At 68.3% G+C, this 15,761-nt stretch carries 14 protein-coding genes; all 14 read left to right on the top strand.

The annotated features are described in order from the left end of the window. The first annotated feature begins 36 nt into the window (after window positions 1–36). The 14 genes from C556_RS0110390 (at window position 37) to C556_RS0110325 (ending at window position 15,720) form a co-directional block, all read left to right on the top strand. Window positions 37–753 (top strand): response regulator, encoded by a 717-nt coding sequence (locus C556_RS0110390; protein WP_018748188.1) that lies wholly within the window; start codon window positions 37–39, stop codon window positions 751–753. Window positions 754–921: 168 nt separating this feature from the next. Beyond that, window positions 922–2,370, top strand: coding sequence for an ATP-binding protein (locus tag C556_RS0110385; RefSeq protein WP_018748187.1), 1,449 nt, complete (start codon window positions 922–924; stop codon window positions 2,368–2,370). 340 nt (window positions 2,371–2,710) lie between these two features. Beyond that, window positions 2,711–3,811: a methyl-accepting chemotaxis protein gene (locus C556_RS23855; protein ID WP_083930540.1), complete on the top strand. Its 1,101-nt coding sequence runs from the start codon at window positions 2,711–2,713 to the stop codon at window positions 3,809–3,811. A 72-nt stretch (window positions 3,812–3,883) separates the two neighbouring features. Continuing rightward, a complete protein-coding gene (locus tag C556_RS0110375) occupies window positions 3,884–4,252 on the top strand; it encodes a response regulator (RefSeq protein WP_018748185.1) in 369 nt (122 codons plus the stop codon). 391 nt (window positions 4,253–4,643) lie between these two features. Beyond that, window positions 4,644–4,961 (top strand): STAS domain-containing protein, encoded by a 318-nt coding sequence (locus C556_RS0110370; RefSeq protein WP_018748184.1) that lies wholly within the window; start codon window positions 4,644–4,646, stop codon window positions 4,959–4,961. A gap of 107 nt (window positions 4,962–5,068) precedes the next feature. After that, window positions 5,069–7,267 (top strand): chemotaxis protein CheA, encoded by a 2,199-nt coding sequence (locus C556_RS0110365; RefSeq protein ID WP_018748183.1) that lies wholly within the window; start codon window positions 5,069–5,071, stop codon window positions 7,265–7,267. Further along, window positions 7,267–8,898, top strand: coding sequence for a methyl-accepting chemotaxis protein (locus C556_RS0110360; RefSeq protein ID WP_018748182.1), 1,632 nt, complete (start codon window positions 7,267–7,269; stop codon window positions 8,896–8,898). Before C556_RS0110365 ends, C556_RS0110360 begins: the two co-directional genes overlap by 1 nt. A 92-nt stretch (window positions 8,899–8,990) precedes the next feature. After that, complete coding sequence (locus C556_RS0110355; protein ID WP_018748181.1) at window positions 8,991–9,536, top strand: chemotaxis protein CheW; 546 nt, start codon at window positions 8,991–8,993, stop codon at window positions 9,534–9,536. Between the two features lie 130 nt (window positions 9,537–9,666). After that, window positions 9,667–11,415 (top strand): methyl-accepting chemotaxis protein, encoded by a 1,749-nt coding sequence (locus C556_RS0110350; protein WP_018748180.1) that lies wholly within the window; start codon window positions 9,667–9,669, stop codon window positions 11,413–11,415. 45 nt (window positions 11,416–11,460) lie between these two features. Beyond that, window positions 11,461–11,973 (top strand): chemotaxis protein CheW, encoded by a 513-nt coding sequence (locus C556_RS0110345; RefSeq protein ID WP_018748179.1) that lies wholly within the window; start codon window positions 11,461–11,463, stop codon window positions 11,971–11,973. Beyond that, window positions 11,974–12,795, top strand: coding sequence for a CheR family methyltransferase (locus C556_RS0110340; protein ID WP_018748178.1), 822 nt, complete (start codon window positions 11,974–11,976; stop codon window positions 12,793–12,795). It begins immediately after the preceding gene. Further along, window positions 12,795–13,310, top strand: coding sequence for a chemotaxis protein CheD (locus C556_RS0110335; RefSeq protein WP_018748177.1), 516 nt, complete (start codon window positions 12,795–12,797; stop codon window positions 13,308–13,310). Before C556_RS0110340 ends, C556_RS0110335 begins: the two co-directional genes overlap by 1 nt. Then, window positions 13,307–14,470, top strand: a complete 1,164-nt coding sequence (locus C556_RS0110330) for a protein-glutamate methylesterase/protein-glutamine glutaminase (protein ID WP_018748176.1) — start codon at window positions 13,307–13,309, stop codon at window positions 14,468–14,470. Before C556_RS0110335 ends, C556_RS0110330 begins: the two co-directional genes overlap by 4 nt. Then, window positions 14,467–15,720: an EAL domain-containing response regulator gene (locus C556_RS0110325; protein WP_018748175.1), complete on the top strand. Its 1,254-nt coding sequence runs from the start codon at window positions 14,467–14,469 to the stop codon at window positions 15,718–15,720. Before C556_RS0110330 ends, C556_RS0110325 begins: the two co-directional genes overlap by 4 nt. Window positions 15,721–15,761 lie beyond the last annotated feature (41 nt).

Below are 15,761 nucleotides of genomic sequence, written 5' to 3'. Positions count from 1 at the left end.
CCCTTCCCCCTTCCCCCTTCCCACCAACCAAAAAAAATGACTCTCCGCAAAATCCTGATCGTCGACGATGACCAGAAGACCCGCGCACTGTTGAAGGCCTATCTGGAGAAGAACCAGTTCGAGGTGCGGCTGGCGCAGGACGGGGCCAGCTTCATGCAGGCGTTCGAGCGCTATCGCGACGAGCTGTCGCTGGTGATCCTCGACGTGATGCTGCCCGACACCGACGGCTTCGCGCTGTGCGCGCACGTGCGCAAGCATTCGCGCGTGCCGATCATCATGCTTACCGCCAGCGCCGACGACACCGACAAGATCGTCGGCCTGGAGCTGGGCGCCGACGACTACCTGGGCAAGCCGTACAACCCGCGCGAGCTGCTGGCGCGGATCAAGGCGATCCAGCGTCGCACCGGCCAGGATGGCGGCGCGCCGCCGCGCTACTACCGCTTCCAGGGCTTCGTGCTCGACGTGGTCGGCCGCACCCTGACCGACCCGGCCGGCGACGAGGTCAAGCTCACCGGGCTGGATTTCCAGTTGCTGAAGTACTTCCTGGAACACCCCGGCGAAGTGCTGGACCGCAACGTGCTGGCCGAGGAAACCCGCGGCCGCGACCTGGGCCCGCTGGATCGCTCGCTCGACGTGCAGGTCAGCCGCCTGCGCCAGCGCCTGAACGACGACGGCCGCCAGGCCGCGCTGATCAAGACCGTCCGCGGCAGCGGCTACGTGTTCTCCGCCGACGTGGTGACGTCGCATGCTTGAGCTGCTGGAAATTCAAACCTTGGACCACAGAGAACACGAAGAACACAGAGGCCCGGTGAGGAAACCCGATCGCTGTCCGGTTTTCTCTGTGGCCCTCCGTGCTCTCACCGTCCTCTGTGGTCCAAGGTTTGAATTGGCCTTCGACTTCACCCCCTCCACGGAGCGCCCATGCTGATCGCGCGGCTGGTGCCGCGGTCGTTGCTGGGGCGGCTGACCATCGTGATGGTGCTGGGCGTGCTGGTGGCGCAGCTGATCGCCAACCTGATCTGGGCGCAGCAGATCCGCCAGCAGGCCGAGGGCGAGGCGGCGGAGGCGGCGTTGCACCTGGGCGGCAGCGCGGCGGCGGCGATCCGCTTCTTCAAGAGCCTGCCCACCAACTACCGCCCCTTGCTGATCGAACAACTGCGCGAGATGGGCGGCACGCGCTTCTACGTCAACGTCAACAGCGCGCCGGTGCCGGTGACGCCGATCGAGGACACCGAGCTGTCGCACGTGGTGCTGGAAACAGTGCGCACCAAGCTGCGCGAGGAGCTGCCGCGTCTGGTCGACTACCGCGTCGCCTTCGCCTGGCCGGACGGCCTGCCGGTGAGCAACGACGGCGTCACCTTGCAGGATCTGCCGGACGACTGGGTGCAGCACACCCTGATCGTCCGCCCGCGCCCGGCGCCGGTGCTGGTGATCCAGGCCGAGCTGGAATCGTCCGGCTGGGTGTACCTGGCCGCGCTGATGCCCGATCCGTACTTCCTCGACAGCGCCAACCCGATCACGCTGGACCGCGTCGGCCTGCAACTGGTGACGCTGCTGGCGGTGCTGCTGCTGTCGGTGTCGGTGGTCGGCTGGCTGACCCGGCCGCTGGCCGAGCTGGCGGCGGCGGCCAAGAGCTTCGGGCAGGGCGCGCGCACCGAGCCGGTGGCCGAGTCGGGCAGCCGCGAATTCGTGCAGACCGCGCGCGCCTTCAACGCCATGCAGGCGCGCATCCAGCGCTACATCGACGACCGCGAGCGGCTGTTCTCGTCGATCTCGCACGACCTGCGCACCCCCATCACCCGGCTCAAGCTGCGTACCGAACTGCTGGACGACGACGCCGCGCGCGCCGACTTCCACGAGGATCTGGACGAGCTGGAACTGATGGTCAAAGGCGCGCTGCAAAGCGTGAAGGACGCCGACATCCACGAGAACCGCACCGCCGTGCGGCTCGACCTGCTGCTCGAACGCCTGGCCGCCGACGCCAAGCTGGCCGGGCACGAAGTGGCGCTGGCGGGCGGGCCGGTGACGGTGATCGCCAAGCCGCTGGCGCTCAAGCGCGCGCTCAGCAACCTGCTCGACAACGCCATCAAGTACGGCGGCCGCGCCGAGGTGCTGCTGTCTGAGCAGGGCGACAACGTCGAGCTGACCATCCGCGACTACGGCCCCGGCGTGCCCGACGAAGCGCTCGACACCCTGTTCGATCCCTACGTGCGCCTGGAGCACGGCCGCCAGAGCAACCAGTCGGGCATGGGGCTGGGCCTGGGCATCGCGCGCAACATCATCCATGCCCACGGTGGCGAGCTGCTGCTGACCAATCATCCTGACGGCGGCCTGGTCGCCCGCGTCCTCCTGATCGGCGAAGCGTTGTAAAGCTGACAAGTATTTTGTCGTGATTACAACGTCTTCCGCCGAATGTTCATCCTATTGAACATCGCTATCCCGATCCGGCGAATTGCCATTTGCCGTATTGCCGCCGTTGGTCAATTCCCGCGCTTTACTGATAACTAGCACTTGTCACGAACATCAGAATTCGATGATATTTGCATGCGGTTGTCGGTTCCTGCCGCGCGGGTTCTTTCTTTGCGCATCGTCAAACGGAAAAGAAAAGTGTTGGGATAACCAAAATTTATTACTACGCTGGGAATCCGGTCGCGTTTGAAACGCGGTGGATAAATCAAAAACAGCCGTTTCGAAAGGGTGAGTCGTCAGCATGACGTTTCCACGCGCATCCCTCCTGGGCCTGGTTGTCCTTCAGCTTATTGCTTTCACCTTGCTGTCCTCAAGCTGGACTGCCGGTCTGGCGGCCGGCGTGATCAACGGGGTGCTGATGCTGGGCCTGGGCTGGTCGCTCACCGCACCGCCCCCGCCGCCCGTCGAAGTCCGCCGCGAGCCCGAAACCCCACCCGAAACCCCGTTGGCCGACCTGGTGCGCGACGTGCTGCCGCTATGGCACCGCCACGTCGACCTGGCGCGCGGTCAGACCCGCGAAGCCATCGACACGCTGGCGATGCGCTTCGCCGGCATCAGCCAGCGGCTGTCGGGCACGCTCGGCGCCGGGGCCGGCGGGCAGAACGCCCAGATGCTGGGCGTGATCCAGCAGTCGGGCGAGATGCTCGACCGCATCGTGTCCTCGCTGGAACAGGTGCTCTCGGCACGGGAAATGCTGCTGCGCGAGATCGAGGGCCTGGGCCAGTTCAACGACGAACTCAAGCGCATGGCCAGCGATGTGGGCGAGATCGCCGGGCAGACCAACCTGCTGGCGCTGAACGCCGCCATCGAGGCCGCGCGCGCCGGTGAATCCGGCCGTGGCTTCGCCGTGGTGGCGGACGAAGTGCGCAAGCTGTCCAACCTGTCGGGCGAGACCGGCAAGCGCATCCGCAGCAAGGTGGATTCGATCAACGTCACCATCTCCGGCGCGCTGGAATCGGCGCAGCGGCTGTCGGCCGACGAGGCCGAGATGATCGGCGAATCCAAGACCGTGATCGGCCAGGTGCTCCAGCACTTCAGCACCGCCGCCGAAGGGCTGGGCCAGACCGTGGCGCAGCTGGAGAGCGACAGCCGCGCGGTGGAGCAGGAAGTGCAGGACGTGCTGGTCAACCTGCAATTCCAGGATCGGGTGAGCCAGATCCTGGAGCACGTCGAGCGCGACATGGACAAGCTGGCCGGCGTGCTGGCCCACGGCGGCGACCTGCCGGCGCGCAGCCAGTGGCTGGCCGAGCTGGAGCGTACCTACACCACCATGGAGCAGCGGCAGGTGCACGCCGGCAGCGCCAAGGCCAAGGTGGCGACCTCGCAGGTGGACTTCTTCTAGGGGCCGCGCCCCGCGGTTTCCAGTGGCAATCGGCGCGGCCAGGCCGCGCGGCGATGAAGAGAGGAACGTGAGATGGGCAAGACCATTCTGGTGGTGGACGACTCGTTCAGCCTGAGACAGACCGTCGGCATCGCGCTCAAGGGCGCCGGCTACGACGTGGTGGAGGCCAGCGACGGCCGCGATGCGCTGGGCAAGCTGGACGGCCGCAAATACAACCTGATCATCTCCGACGTGAACATGCCGAACATGGACGGCATCAGCTTCGTGAAGGCGGCCAAGCAGCTGCCCAGCTACAAGTTCACGCCGATCATCATGCTGACCACTGAAGGCGACGAGACCAAGAAGCAGGAGGGCAAGGCCGCCGGCGTGCGCGCCTGGGTGCTCAAGCCGTTCCAGCCGCCGATTTTGCTGGATGCGGTGGCGAAGCTTGTGATGCCTTAGCTTTGGTGGATGTGACAGCTGCGGGTTGAAGGGCAGCTAGCACCCGGCGGAGCCGGGCGCGGCCGGGTAGTGGTGTATCAGTACCGGCATCCTTGATTGATTCCACTCCCCCCGCCCTCGCCGCCGCGAGGGAGCCTCGCGTTGCTCGTGTTGTGGCATCGGCGGGCTGCGGTTGGGGTGGTGGAACTCGAAGGATTGCTGGCCTGAGGGCTGTTCGCCGCCGCGAGGGAGCCTCGCGTTGCTCGTGCTGTGGCATCGGTGAGTGTGGCTGGGTGGTGGTGGTGCGTTGCTGGTGGGGTTTGAGGTTGCTGGCGCGCTGTGCTGCGGGAATCGGGATACGGCTTGAGTTGCGCGCTCGGTGCGTGGCGAAGTGGACAGGAGAAGGAACGGAATGCCTTTGACGCCGCATGAACACGAAGCGGGGGCCTATCGGCTGCATGGCGAGCTGACGGTGATGCACGCCGCGGGGCTGAAGGACGAGCTGCTGGCCGCGCTGGCGGCGGGCGACGCGCTCAACGTCGATCTGGGCGGCATCGAGGACATCGATACCGCCGGGGTGCAGTTGCTGCTGCTGCTCAAGCGCGAGGCCGCGCGGCAGGGGCGCAGCGTCAGCTATGGCGGGCACAGCGGGCCGGTGCTGTCGGCGCTGGAACTGCTGGATCTGGCCGGGGCGCTGGGCGACCCGGTGCTGTTGCCGAAGGGCGGCTGACGCCTGCCGGGGGTGGGCGCCGCGAGGCGCCCGGCAAGACACGAGACGCCCACAGGGCGCGGCAAGACCGAGATTCGCAATCTGGTCCGAGGAGACAGACCGTGGACATGGACATGGCGCGCGACGCGCTGGTGCAGGAAGCACGCGAACTGCTGGCGGCGATGGAGAACGCGCTGCTGGAAATCGAAGCCGAAGGCGCCAGCCCGGACGCGATCAACGCCATTTTCCGCGCCGCCCACACCATCAAGGGCTCGGCCGGGCTGTTCGCCTTCGACCGCATCGTCGGCTTCACCCACATCGTCGAGAGCGTGCTCGACCGGGTGCGCAACGGCACCCAGCCGCTGGACGAACCGCTGATGGCGCTGCTGCTGGAGTGCAGCGACTACATCGCCGCGCTGGTCGACGCCATCGAGGCGCGGCGCGAGGACATCGAGCCCGATCCCGAGCGGCGCGCCCGGCTGGAGGACGCCCTCAACGCCCTGCTGGGCGCGGGCGCCGCGCCCAAGGCGCCGGTGGCGGTGGCGACCGCCGCGCCCGAGGCTGCCGGCCAGGTCGAGGTGGAGGGCGGCGAATCGGTCAGCAGCGACAACTGGCACCTGTCGCTGCGCTTCTCGCCGGACGTGCTGCGCCACGGCATGGACCCGATGTCGTTCTTGCGCTACCTCGGCACGCTGGGGCGCATCGTCCATATCGTCACCCTGCCGGACGCGATGCCGCCGGCCGAGGAGTTCGACGCCGAAAGCTGTTACCTCGGCTTCGAGATCGACTTCGCCAGCGAGGTCGACCGCCAGACCATCGAGGGCGTGTTCGAGTTCGTGCGCGAGGACAGCGACATCCGCATCCTGCCGCCGCACGGCAAGGTGGCCGAGTACATCTCGCTGATCGGCGCGCTGCCCGAACCGGCCGGGCGGCTGGGCGAGATCCTGGTCAAGGGCGGCGCGCTGACCCAGGCCGAACTGGAACAGGTGCTGGCGCACCAAGCCGCCGAGCCGGTGCCGGCCAAGCCCATCGGCACGCTGCTGGTCGAGCGCGAGGTGGTGCCGCAGGCGGTGGTCGCCGCCGCGCTGACCAAGCAGAAGCAGGGCGAGGAAAAGCGCGCCCAGGAACAGAAATTCATCAAGGTCGAAGTCAACAAGCTCGACGCGCTGATCGACCTGGTGGGCGAGCTGGTGATCGCCGGCGCCGCCACCAACCTGTTGGCGCGCAAGCAGAAGGACCCGCAGTTCGAGGAAGTGTCGCAGGCGCTGTCCACCCTGGTGGAGCAGATCCGCGACGCCGCGCTGACGCTGCGCATGGTGCCGATCGGCGAGGTGTTCCAGCGCTTTCCGCGCGTGGTGCGCGACATCTCGCGCGAGTTGGGCAAGGAGATCCAGCTGGTGGTCACCGGCGCCGACACCGAACTCGACAAATCGATGGTGGAAAAACTGTCCGATCCGTTGATGCACATCGTGCGCAACGCCATGGACCACGGCATCGAATCGACCGCCGCGCGGGTCGACGCCGGCAAGCCGGCCGGCGGCACCCTGCGCCTGAACGCCTATCACGAGTCGGGCAGCATCGTGATCGAGGTGTCCGACGACGGCAAAGGGCTGGACCGCGAACGCATCCTGAAGAAAGGCATCGAGCGCGGCCTGGTGCAGCCGGACCAGGTGCTGAGCGACAGCGAAGTGTTCCGCCTGATCTTCGAGGCCGGCTTCTCCACCGCCGAGACGGTGACCAACCTGTCCGGGCGCGGCGTCGGCATGGACGTGGTGCGCAAGAACATCGAAGCGCTGCGCGGCGAAGTGGAGATCCTGTCGCGCGCCGGCCAGGGCACCACGGTGCGCATCCGCCTGCCGCTGACGCTGGCCATCATCGACGGCTTCCAGGTGATGGTGGGCGAATCCACCTTCGTCATCCCGCTGGAGCTGGTGGTCGAGTGCATCGACGTCGGCGGGCACGACACCCGCCACAACATCGTCAAGCTGCGCGGCGAGCCGCTGCCGTTCGTGCGGCTGCGCGAACTGTTCGACCTGCCGCCGGCCACCGGCGTGCGCGAAAGCCTGGTGGTGGTGCAGTACGGCCAGCATCGCGCCGGCGTGGTGGTCGACCGGCTGATGGGCGAATTCCAGGCGGTGATCAAGCCGCTGGGCCTGCTGTTCAACCAGGTGCGCGGCATCAGCGGCTCCACCATCCTGGGCGACGGCCGCGTCGCCCTGATCCTCGACGTACCCAATCTCGTACAGCGCGCCTCCAGGGCACAGGCAGCGCTGGCCTGGCAGGGCCAGGCCACATCGATGCCCGAACAGACAGGGGGTAATTCGTAATGGCTTGGTTTTCCAACATGCGCCTCGGCGCCAAACTGCTGTGCGCGTTCTTCCTGTGCGCGCTGCTCACGCTGCTGATCGGCGGCTGGGGCCTGTTCAACGCCAGCCGCATCGGCGACCGCGGCGAGGATATCTACGTCACCAATCTCAACGGCATCGCCAACCTGGACCGCGCCAACCTGGCGCAGGTGCTGCACGCGCGCACCATCGTGCGGGCGATGACCCAGCTGGACAACCCGGACGAATACGCCGCCACCGTCAAGCGCGCCGACAGCTACCTGGCCGACAACAAGAAATACTGGGACGCCTACATGCAGACGCGGCCCTCGGAGAACGAGGCCAAGCTGCGCACCCAGCTGGAGCCGGTGTTCGTCGAATACCTGCGCATGACCGACGACGTGCTGCGATTGGTGAAGGAAGGCCGCAACCAGGAAGCGCTGGCGCTGGCCAACGGCGAACTGCGGCTGCACCTGCGCAAGCTGGACGAGCTGTACGAGGCCATCGCCCAGGACAACGAAAAGCAGGCCGCCGATGCCGCCGCCGAAAACCGGCGGTTGCTCGACAACGTGCGCACCACCACCATCGTGGTGGTGCTGATCGCCTTCGCCGTGGCGGTGGCGCTGGGCGTGCTGCTGGCGCGCATGGTGACCCGCCAGGTGGGCGGCGAGCCGGCCGAGGCCGTGCGCATCCTGCAACGGGTGGCCGACGGCGACCTGCGGGTGGACGTGCGGCTGCGCCAGGGCGACGAGGACAGCATGCTCTACAGCATGCAGCAGATGATCTCGCGGCTGACCAGCGTGATCGGCGACGTGCGCTCCGCCGCCAACTCCATCGCCTCGGCCAGCGAGGAAGTGTCGGCCTCGGCCCAGGCGCTGTCGCAGAACGCCTCGGAGCAGGCGGCCAACGTCGAGGAGACCAGCGCCTCGGTCGAGGAGATCTCCGCCACCGTGGCGCAGAACTCCGAGAACGCCCGCGTCACCGACGGCATGGCCAGCAAGAGCGCCAGCGACGCCGGCGAGGGCGGCGACGCGGTGCGCCAGACCGTGGCCGCGATGCGCCAGATCGCCGACAAGATCGGCATCATCGACGACATCGCCTACCAGACCAACCTGCTGGCGCTGAACGCCGCCATCGAGGCCGCGCGTGCCGGCGAGCACGGCAAGGGCTTCGCCGTGGTGGCGGCCGAAGTGCGCAAGCTGGCCGAGCGCAGCCAGATCGCCGCGCAGGAGATCGGCGCGGTGGCCGGCAACAGCGTCACCCTGGCCGAGCGCGCCGGGCAACTGCTGGACCAGATGGTGCCGTCGATCCGCAAGACCGCCGACCTGGTGCAGGAGATCAGCGCCGCCTCGCTGGAGCAGACCTCCGGCCTGGACCAGATCAACACCGCGGTCAGCCAGCTGGCGCAGACCACCCAGATGAACGCCTCGGCATCGGAGGAACTGTCGTCCACCGCCGAGGAGATGAGCGCGCAGGCGATCCAGCTCCAGGAAATGATCCAGTTCTTCCGTATCGACGGCGGCGGCGAGGCCGGCTCCCCGGCACGGCGCTCCGCGCCCCGGCGCGCGGCCCCCACGCCGCGCCTGCGCCGCGACGAGGAAGGCGTGGACGAAGCGTCGTTCACCCGGTTTTGAGGAGGCGTGCGGATGACCTGGCCGTGCCATGCGGCGACACGCAAGCCGCCCCGGTCATCCACCCCGTTCCATAACTGCTTCGAGTGACTGCAATGTCGAATGCCAATCTTCCGACCCAGGGCGGCGCCACCGCCCTGGCCGAGCGCGGCGCCAGCCGCCAGTACCTGACGTTCACCCTGGGCGGCGAACTGTTCGCCATGCCGATCGAGCAGATCCGCGAAATCATCGAGTTCGGCGGCATGACCGAGATCCCGCTGATGCCGGGCTTCCTGCGCGGGGTGATCAACATGCGCGGCGCCGTGGTGCCGGTGATCGACCTGGCGGTGCGCTTCGGCCGCGAGCGCACCGAGATCGCCCGCCGCACCTGCATCGTCATCATCGAGCTGGAGCAGGAAGGCCAGATGCTGCTGTTGGGCGTGCTGGTGGACGCGGTGAACGAGGTGCTGACGGTGGAGCCGGGCCAGGTCGAGCCGCGCCCGGCGTTCGGCGCCCGCATCCGCGCCGAATTCATCGAAGGCATGATCAATCTCGACCAGCGCTTCGTCATCGCGCTGGACATCCGGCTGGTGCTGTCGGTGGACGAGCTGGCCACGCTGATCGGCATGGCCGCCGAAACCGGCGCCACGGCCGGCGAATGAACGAGCGTCGCCACGTCCCGCAGAGGACGTGCGACGCGCAGGCGATCAGGGAGCAGCCATCCCGCGGCGGCGCGGGATGCGGCAACGCGAGGACCGCGGGGGCGGGATTCACATCGTCAGGAGAGATCCCATGGGCTGGTTCATGCGTTTGAAACTCGGTGTCAAGCTGCTGTGCGCGTTCCTCATCTCGTCGCTGCTCACCCTGGGCATCGGCTGGTGGGGCCTGCAGAACATGGAAGACATCGGCGCGAATGCCCGCAATGTCTACCGCAACAACCTGCTGGGCATCAGCTATCTGTCGCAGGCCAACGTCTCCATCGTGGTGCACGGCCGCGCCACGGTGCGGCTGCTGTCGCAGATGGACAACCCGCAACTGTTCAACGAATCGGTACAGCGCGGCGAGCATTACCTCGCCGACTTCAACAAGAACTGGGCGCTGTACCTGGACACCAAGGCCACCGAACAGGAAGAGGCGATGCGCGAGGAATTCAAGGCGCAGCTCGGCCCCTACCTGCAACAGACCCAGCGCGCCATCGACCTGATGCGCGCCGGCCAGCGCGAGCAGGCGGCCACGCTGGTCAACGGCAGCCTGCGCGAAGCCATCGAGCGGGTGGACGGCACGCTGCGCACCCTGGCCGGGCACAACCAGAAGCAGGCGGCCGCCGCCAACACGCAGAACGAGGCGCAACTGGCCGAGGCGCGCCGCACCACGCTGATCGCCGTCGCCGTGGCCTTCCTGCTGTCGCTGGGCATGGGCTTCATCCTTACCCGCCTGATCACCCGCCAGGTCGGCGGCGAGCCGCACGAGGCGGTGAAGGTGATGCGCAAGGTGGCCGAGGGCGATCTGTCGACCAACGTGAAGGTGCGCGACGGCGACGAGACCAGCATGCTCTACAGCATCGCCCAGATGATCGAGCACCTGCGGCTGTCGGCCCAGGTGCTGCAACAGGTGGCCAAGGGCGACCTGACGGTGCAGGTGCCGGTCAAGCCCGGCGACACCATCAGCATGCTGTATCACATCCGCGAGATGGTCACCCGGCTCAACAGCGTGATCAGCGACGTGAACACCGCCGCCGGCTCGCTGGCGTCGGCGTCCGAGCAGATCTCCGCCTCGGCGCAGGGGCTGTCGCAGAACGCCTCGGAGCAGGCGGCCAACGTCGAGGAGACCAGCTCGGCGGTGGAGGAGATCACCTCCACCGTGGCGCAGAATTCCGAGAACGCCCGCGTCACCGACGGCATGGCCAGCCAGAGCGCCGGCGACGCCGGCCAGGGCGGCGAGGCGGTGCGCCAGACCGTGGCGGCCATGCGCCAGATCGCCAGCAAGATCGGCATCATCGACGACATCGCCTACCAGACCAACCTGCTGGCGCTGAACGCCGCCATCGAGGCCGCGCGCGCCGGCGAGCACGGCAAGGGCTTCGCCGTGGTGGCGGCCGAAGTGCGCAAGCTGGCCGAGCGCAGCCAGGTGGCCGCGTCCGAGATCATCACCGTCGCCGACGAGAGCGTCAGCCTGTCCGAGCGCGCCGGGCAACTGCTCGATCAGATGGTGCCGTCGATCCGCAAGACCGCCGACCTGGTGCAGGAGATCAGCGCCGCCTCGCGCGAACAGGCCGGCGGGCTGGAGCAGATCAACGCCGCCATCGGCCAGCTGGCGCAGACCACGCAGATGAACGCGTCGGCCGCCGAGGAGCTGTCGTCCACCGCCGAGGAGATGAGCGCCCAGGCCGCGCAGCTCCAGGAGCTGATCGGCTTCTTCCGCGTGCCGTCCAGCGGCCGCCCCCAGCGGCGCGCCCCGGGCAAGGCCAGCGTCAAGGCGGCGCCGCCCGTCCCGCGCGAGGCCGAGGGCGAGGTGGACGAACTGGCCTTCGGGCATTTCTGAGGCCGCCATGCCGCTCTTCTTCCCCTACGCCGACGGAGCCCGCCGATGAGCCCAGTCCATGCCGAAGCCGCCGCGCGCCAGTACCTGAGCTTCGGGCTGGCCGGCGAGCAGTTCGCCCTGCCGGTGGCGCAGGTGCGCGAAATCATCGAATTCAACGGCCTGACCGAGATCCCGCTGCTGCCGGAATTCCTGCGCGGCGTGCTCAACCTGCGCGGCGCCGTGGTGCCGGTGATCGATCTGGCGGTGCGCTTCGGCAAGGGGCGCACCGGCCTGGCGCGGCGTACCTGCGTGGTGATCGTCGAACTGCCCGATGCCGGGAACGCGCCGCCGCTGGGCGTGCTGGTCGAGGCGGTGCACGAGGTGCTGACGGTGGAGGCGGGCCAGATCGAGGCGCCGCCGGCGCTGGTCGGCGGCATCCGCGCCGAGTTCGTCGAGGGCCTGATCCGCGCCGGCACCCGCTTCGTGATCGCGCTCGACCTGCGGCAGATCCTGTCGCTGGACGATCTGGCGGCGCTGACCGGGCTGTCCGCCCAGCCCGCCGCCGCCCTGGAGTCCTGAATGACCGTCGCCCACGCCCCCACCTCGCTCAGCGCCGACGAACTCAAGCTGTTCCAGGCGCTGTTCAAGGACCAGATCGGCCTGCACCTGTCCGAAGGCAAGAAGGCGCTGATCGCCGCGCGCCTGGGCAAGCGCATCGGCGAGCTGGAGCTGGGCAGCTTCCGCGAATACCACCGGCTGATCTCCAGCCGCGGCGGCGAGGCCGAGCGCCAGTACGCCATCGACCTCGTCACCACCAACGAAACCTACTTCTTCCGCGAGACCAAGCACTTCGACTTCGTGCGCCAGCGCATCCTGGCCCGCTGGCCGGCCGAGCGGCCGTTCAACGTGTGGAGCGCCGCCAGTTCCAGCGGCGAGGAAGCCTACAGCGTGGCCATGCTGCTGCACGACGTGCTGGGCGAGCGCGACTGGAGCATCTTCGGCTCCGACATCAGCCAGCGGGTGCTGGCGCGCGCGCGGCGCGGGCTCTACCCGATGGCGCGCGGCGAGAAGATCCCGCCCGACTACCTGCGGCGCTACTGCCTGCGCGGCCAGGGCGAATACGCCGGGCAGTTCCTGGTGAGCAAGGCGCTGCGCGAGCGCATCACCTTCTCCCAACTCAACCTCACCGCGTTGCCGCAACGGCTGGGGCCGTTCGACCTGGTGCTGCTGCGGAACGTCATCATCTATTTCGATCTACCGACCAAGATCAACGTGGTGAACAACGTCGTGCGACACCTGAAACCCGGTGGTTATCTCTTCGTCGGGCATTCGGAATCGCTGCACGGCATGCCGGTGGCACTGGAAACCGTGGTGCCGTCGGTCTATCGGAAACCACACTGATGCGCAGGATCTATCTCAACCCCGGCGAACTGTATTTCGGCGAAGGCCAGGTGCTGGTCGAAACGCTGCTGGGGTCATGCGTCGCCATCGTGCTGCGCCACCGCGCCCGCGCCGTGGGCGGCGTCTGCCACTTCCTGCTGCCCGAGCGCCTGCGCCACAACCGCGGCGGCCTGACCCAGGACGGGCGCTACGGCGCCGAGGCGTTCGGCCTGCTGCTGGCGCAGGCGCACCGCCGTGGCTGCGCCACCCACGATTTCGAGGCCAAGCTGTTCGGCGGCGCGCGGGTGTTCGATTCGCAAAGCGTCAGCGAAGGTGTCGGCGAGGCCAACGCCCGCTTCGCCGAACAACTGCTGCACGATGCCGACATCCCCTTGCTGAGCAGCGACCTGGGCGGGGCCGGCTACCGCTTCCTGCGCGTCGACCTGGGGCAGGGCGACGTCTGGGTGCGACGGGGCCACCCGCTGATGGGCGCGGTGCCGCGCCCCAGCCACGCCCGGGGAGGGCTGAACGCATGATCAAGGTGATGATCGTCGACGACTCGTCCGTGGTGCGCCAGGTGATGCAGGAGGTGCTGGGCCGGCATCGCGACATCGAAGTCATCGCCACCGCGTCCGATCCCATCTTCGCCATGCAGAAGATGAAGGCCAACTGGCCCGACGTGATCGTGCTCGACATCGAAATGCCGCGCATGGACGGCATCACCTTCCTCAAACAGCTGATGGCGATCCGCCCGACGCCGGTGGTGATCTGTTCCACGCTGACCCAGCGCGGCGCCGAAGTGACCATGGACGCGCTGGCCGCCGGAGCGCTGGGCATCATCACCAAGCCCACCATTGGCCTGAAGGACTTTCTGCAGGACAGTTCGGCCGACCTGGTGACGGCGATCCGCGGCGCGTCGCAGGCGCGGCTGAGCCGGCTGCGCCCGCCGCCGTTGTCGGCCCCGCCGCCGCAGTTCTCCACCGGCGCCCCCGCCGCGCGCGCCGAGGCGCGCCCGCGCGGCAACGGCGGCGGCGACGCGGCGGTGCAGGAGCGCTACGCCGCGCCCAAGCTGAACGCGGACGTGATCCTGGACGCGCCCAGCTCGCGGCAGACGCACCACCTGCCCACCACCGACAAGATCATGGCGCTGGGCACCTCCACCGGCGGTACCCAGGCCCTGGAGGTGGTGCTGACCGCGCTGCCGCCCAATAGCCCCGGCCTGGTGGTGGTGCAGCATATGCCCGAGCAGTTCACCAAGAGTTTCGCGACACGGCTCAACGGCCTGTCGCGCATCGAAGTGCGCGAAGCGGCGCACAACGACCGGATCGTCGCCGGCACCGCGCTGATCGCGCCCGGCGGCAAGCACATGGTGGTCAAGCGCAGCGGCGCGCAGTACTTCGTCGAAGTGGTGGACGGCCCTTTGGTCAGCCGGCACCGCCCCTCGGTGGACGTGCTGTTCCGCTCGGTGGCCAAGGCGGCGGGACGCAATGCAGTGGGGTTCATCATGACGGGCATGGGCGACGACGGCGCGCATGGCATGAAGGAAATGCACGACAGCGGGGCCACCACCTACGCGCAGGACGAAGCCAGCTGCGTGGTGTTCGGCATGCCCAAGGAGGCGATCCAGCTCGGCGGCGTGAGCGAGGTGGTGCCGCTGGATCGCATCGCCGGCCTGATCGAGCGGCACGCGCGATGAGCCCCGATCCGCAATTGACCACCAACTGGGGCGTGCGCTCGGTGCTGATCGTGGACGACAGCCGGGTGCAGCGCGATCACGCGGTGAACCTGCTGCGCGAGCTGGGGCTGGAACTGGTGCACGAGGCCGGCAACGGCGTCGAGGCGCTGGAATTGCTGGCGCACCTGCCGGAGCCGCCGAGCGTATTGTTGATCGACCTGGAAATGCCGGGCATGGACGGCGTCGAGCTGATCCAGCACTTGCAGCGCCGCGGCGTCAGCGCGCCGCTGGTGGTGGCGTCCAGCCGCGAAAGCGCGCTGATCAACTCGGTGGAGACCATGTCGCAGGCGCTGGGCCTGCACGTGCTGGCCGCGCTGCAGAAGCCGCTGAACCTGGCGCAACTGGCCGCCGCGCTGCAACGCTTCGGCCGCAGCGCACCGCCGCGCGCCAGCGCCGACCGGCCGGCGGTGACCCTGGCCGACCTCAAGGCCGCGCTGGACGCGGGCCAGGTCAAGCCGTACTTCCAGCCCAAGGTGGACGTGCGTACCGGGGTGGTCAAGGGCGTGGAGGCGCTGGCGCGCTGGCTGCACCCGCAACTGGGCACCATCGCGCCCGACCTGTTCATCCCCATGGCCGAGCAGGGCGGGCTGATCCACGAACTGACGCTGTCGATCGCCGAGCAATCCTGCGCCCAGGCCGCGCGCTGGAACCGCCACGGCCTGCGACTGAGCGTGGCCGTCAACCTGTCGCCGCTGCTGCTGGACGCCGACACCTTCGTCGGCGAAGCGTCCACCCTGCTGGAGCACCACGCGCTGGCCGCCGAACAGGTGGTGTGGGAGATCACCGAAAGTTCGGTGGTCGCCAACCTGGGCGCCGCGCTGGGCACCCTGGCGCGGCTGCGGCTGAAGGGCTTCGGCCTGTCGATCGACGACTACGGCACCGGCTTCTCGTCGATGCAGCAGCTGGCGCGCATCCCGTTCACCGAGCTGAAGATCGACCGCTCCTTCGTCAGCGGCGCCAGCGACCGCCACCACCTGCGGGTGATCCTGCAATCGGCGCTGGACATGGCCAACCGCCTGAACCTGGTCACCGTCGCCGAAGGCGTGGAGACGATCGAGGACTGGCGGCTGTTGCAGGACTTCGGCTGCGCCCTGGGCCAGGGCTACCTGATCGCCCGCCCCATGCCCGGCGACGACCTGCCGACCTGGCTGCGCCAGCACACCCAGCATCTGCGGGCGCTGAGAGAGGGGCGGGTGCACGGGCGGAGTTGACCGGATGGACCGGCATCCGCACGGGGTGCCTTACCGGCCCC

It is taken from the genome of Chitiniphilus shinanonensis DSM 23277, assembly GCF_000374805.1.
In the GTDB taxonomy this organism is placed as follows: Bacteria; Pseudomonadota; Gammaproteobacteria; order Burkholderiales; family Chitinibacteraceae; genus Chitiniphilus; species Chitiniphilus shinanonensis.
Note: the sequence above shows the minus strand (reverse complement) of the source record. Positions and strands in the feature narration are given on the sequence as shown.